Raw genomic sequence first — 3,812 nt, forward strand, 5'->3', positions numbered from 1 at the left:
AGTCGTCATAACCCAGCGCGTCATGTCCAGGGTAGCGCACGACTTCAACGTGCATGGATGGCGTCAGTGCGTTGACCAGCGGCGCAAGCAAATCTCCTGTGCCATCCATTCCGGGTAGCAAGATGAGCCGTAGAACAGGGAGAAGGGGCGCGGTCATCCGAAAGAAGCAGTGTTTAGCAATGTGGCTTTCAGATCAACAGGGACCGCAGCACTGGCGGCTGCGAATGCTTAACCGAGGGATTCCCAGTGGTCATGCCGGTCGCGCCGCTCCTGGCGGTAGTTGGTGATCTCCAGACGAAGGCCGTCGGGGTCGGTGAAAAAAGTGGCCCAGTAGTMGGGTGCGTATTCGCCGTGGTTGTGCGGCTCGCTGGCGTTGATGCCGGAGGCTTGCAGCAGCCGCGCGCATTCGGCCACGTCTTCGGCAGTGTCTACGCGCAGGCAGAAGTGATGAAGGCCGGGCGAATACGAGTCGTGCGCGGCTTGCGAGCGGGCAGGCCGCAGCACATAACCAAAGTGGCGGTTGTAGTACTGGATGTGCGGGTCGCCGCCTATCGTGAAGGTGTTTTTGCGGCAGCTGAGCGTCTTGAGCATCAGCTTGTCGTAGAACGCTTCCGACTCGGCCATGTTGCTCACGGCAATGTAGATGTGGTCTATGCCGGTGAGCTCGGGCATGCTATTTCCAGGCGGCCAGGAACGCCAGCAACACCTTGGCTGAGTTGTCGGCAGCRATGTTCATGAACGTGACCATTTCATTGGCCGCTTCACCGCCGCCGGCCAGGTCGCTGAGCGAGCGGAAAGCGATGTAAGGCACGCTGTTGCTGTAGGCCACCATGCCCACGGCGGCGGTTTCCATGTCGAGTACGTTGGCCTGGAAGGTCTTGAAGGCATATTCGCGGAAGGCGGCGTTGTCGACAAAGGCCTGGCCCGACACACCGTTGCCGCCCACCATCAATTGCGGTTTGTGCGTGAGGCATACCCCCGCGTTGCAGGCGCCGAGTTCGATGTTGCCCATGCCCCTGGCAACCTCGAGCATTGCGGGGTCGGCTTCAAACCAGAACTTGCGTACGGGCGCCGGGTTGGCGGCGGTGCGCGTTTCGACCGGTCGCGGGTGCAGCATGCCGAAGGGCGCCAGGGTCTGCGCCTCCATGCGCGGCGGGATGGTGAACCGGCCCGGCGAAGTTTCGCGTGCCATCAGCACTTCCAGGTATTGGCTCCACTGGGTGGGTACGCTGACGTCGCCGATGTGCAGGGCCGGGTTGACGCCACCAGCGATGCCGCTGAAGACGATGTGTGTGATGTTGAAACGGTCCAGCACCAGCTGCGTGTTCATGGACGCATTGACCATGCTGATGCCGGAAAGGAACAGCACGACCGGCTTGCCCTGCAGGGTACCGGTGGTGAAATCGACGCCGTTGATGCGGTGCCTGGCAGGGCCCTGCAAGCGGTTGAGCAGCAGAGTCAGTTCGGGCTGAAAAGCCGATATCACCGCGATGCGGGGCGTGGCGTCGAGCCGGACAGGAATGCCCGCAGCTGCGCCTGATGGATTGGATGGGACAGACGCCGGGCCCGCGCATCCCAACAGGCCAAATGATAGAAAGGCCAGGAAGGCCAGCGGAGCCGCGGCCCGCCAGGCAACAGGCTGGCTGAAAAGAAAACGCCGCAGGCAAAACAGGGAATGCATACGGCGCTTTCAGGTGAGGCGGTGAAACGCCGCCTTATTTGGCGGTGGACTTGGGCTGGCCGTCGTCGACCTTGACGGTGAACTTGCCGGCCAGGATGTCGGCCTCTTTGGCCTTGACCTTGGCGACGATGTCGGCGGGCACCTTTTTCTCGAAGGTGCCCAGTGGGGCGAGTTCGGAGCCCTTGTACTTCATCATGGAATAGGGGCCGTAGTCTTCGGCCTTGAATTTGCCTTCCTTGACGGCCTTGATCGCGCGGTCGATGCTGGGCTCCATGTTCCAGAGGGCTGACGCCACCAYGGTGTCGGGGTATTTGTCTTGTGTGTTGATCACGTTGCCGATGGCCAGCTTGCCTTTTTCCTTGGCGGCGTCGCTCACGCCAAAGCGCTCGGCGTACATCACGTCGGCGCCCTTGTCGATCATGGCGAAGGCGGCTTCCTTGGCTTTGGGCGGGTCAAACCAGCTGTTGATGAAGCTCACGCTGAACTCGACCTTGGGGTTGGTTTCTTTCGCGCCGGCCATGAAGGCATTCATCAGGCGGTTGACTTCGGGAATCGGGAAGCCGCCGACCATGCCGATCTTGTTGCTCTTGGTCACGCCCCCGGCGATCATGCCGGAGAGGTAGGCCGGTTCCTGGATGTAGTTGTCGAACACCGAAAAGTTGGGCGCCTGCGCCTTGCCCGACGAGCCCATGAGAAAAGACACTTTCGGGAAGTCCTTGGCGACCTTGCGGGCCGCGGCTTCCACCGCAAAAGCCTCGCCGACGATGAGCGCGTTGCCGGCCGTGGCGTATTCGCGCATGACACGTTCGTAGTCGGCATTGGAGACGTTCTCGGTCGCCTTGTATTCGATCTCGCCGCGCGCTTCGGCGGCTTTGAGCGCCTTGTGCAGGCGGCTGACCCATTGCTGCTCAAACGGCACGGTGTAGATGGCCGCAACTTTGGTTTTGGCTGCCTGGGCAAGTGCCAGGCCGGGCAGGGCGGTTGCGAGGGCAGTGGCCAATAGGACGAGTTGACGGCGCTTGAAGGTCTGGTGCATGAGTTCCTCCGGGTAGGTTCAGGTTTTGGGTGACAAACAGAAAAACTAAAACAGGAGCAAAAAATCAAACGCTCGCAGGCTCCCCGAATTCGCCAGTCGGGGCCGCGGAACCGGCTTTGCCGGGCCGCAGGCGCAGCGGCCCCCTCGGGGGGCAGGGAGCTACACGCAGTGAGCGACCGTGGGGGCTCATTTCGTTCCGAAAATCCGGTCGCCCGCGTCGCCCAGGCCCGGCAGGATGTAGCCATGGCTGTTGAGCTCGCGGTCGATCGCCGCGGTGTAGATCGGCACGTCCGGATGTGCGGCCTGCAGGGCCTTGATACCTTCCGGGCAGGTCAGCAGGCAGACGAACTTGATGGACTTGGGGTTGAGCTCTTTGAGCCGCTCGACTGCGGCGATGGCCGAGTTGCCGGTGGCGAGCATCGGGTCGACCACGACAATGTCGCGCTCTTCCATGTCGTGCGGCATCTTGAAGTAGTACTCGACCGCCGTCAGGGTTTTCGGGTCGCGGTACAGGCCGACGTGGCCGACGCGGGCGCCGGGCACCACGCTGAGCATGCCCTCAAGAATGCCGTTGCCGGCGCGCAGGATGGAGACAAACACCAGCTTTTTACCGTCGATGACTTTGGAGGTGGTGATTTCGAGCGGGGTCTCGATCTCGATGTCCTGCATCGGCATGTCGCGCGTGACCTCGTAGGCCATCAGCATGCTGAGCTCGTTGAGCAGTGTGCGGAAGGTGTTGGTGGAGGCGTCCTTGCGGCGCATCAGGGTGAGCTTGTGCTGCACCAGCGGGTGGTCGATCAGGTGGACCTTGTTRCTCTGGATGGTCATTTTTTGGTGTGCCTCTGTGTTCTGTCTTTGTTTTGTCCGGTTGTTATTTTTGTTCTGCTTTTACCTGTGCCGGCGCCCGTCGGGTCCGCGCGTCTTTCGGGATCGATGTTCAGAATACGGTGCCGTCGCTTTCGATGTTCAGGGGCGGCAAACCTTGATGCAATTGCTGTGCCAGTGCACGCCCTGCGGCCCAGGTGCCGCCTTCGAGCACGCAGGCCAGCGGCATCTGCTCGGCGGTCAATCCCAGCTGCTCGCGCACCAGTGGCG

General features: G+C 61.7%; 5 protein-coding genes. All 5 read right to left on the bottom strand.

Annotated features, from left to right (window positions below; all coding sequences use genetic code 11):
• Positions 1–228: 228 nt before the first annotated feature.
• Positions 229–672, bottom strand: coding sequence for a VOC family protein (locus AC1D1P_RS17185; RefSeq protein ID WP_477673806.1), 444 nt, complete (start codon positions 670–672; stop codon positions 229–231).
• Between the two features lies 1 nt (position 673).
• Complete coding sequence (locus AC1D1P_RS17190; RefSeq protein ID WP_477669477.1) at positions 674–1,681, bottom strand: 5'-methylthioadenosine/S-adenosylhomocysteine nucleosidase; 1,008 nt, start codon at positions 1,679–1,681, stop codon at positions 674–676.
• A gap of 34 nt (positions 1,682–1,715) precedes the next feature.
• Positions 1,716–2,717, bottom strand: a complete 1,002-nt coding sequence (locus tag AC1D1P_RS17195) for a BMP family protein (protein WP_477673807.1) — start codon at positions 2,715–2,717, stop codon at positions 1,716–1,718.
• 186 nt (positions 2,718–2,903) lie between these two features.
• Complete coding sequence (gene upp, locus AC1D1P_RS17200; protein WP_477669479.1) at positions 2,904–3,545, bottom strand: uracil phosphoribosyltransferase; 642 nt, start codon at positions 3,543–3,545, stop codon at positions 2,904–2,906.
• A gap of 109 nt (positions 3,546–3,654) precedes the next feature.
• On the bottom strand, positions 3,655–3,812 hold a 158-nt coding region (locus tag AC1D1P_RS17205), incomplete at its 5' end, for a DUF1688 family protein (protein ID WP_477673808.1).

It is taken from the genome of Polaromonas sp. P1_E1_2 (assembly GCF_056406035.1).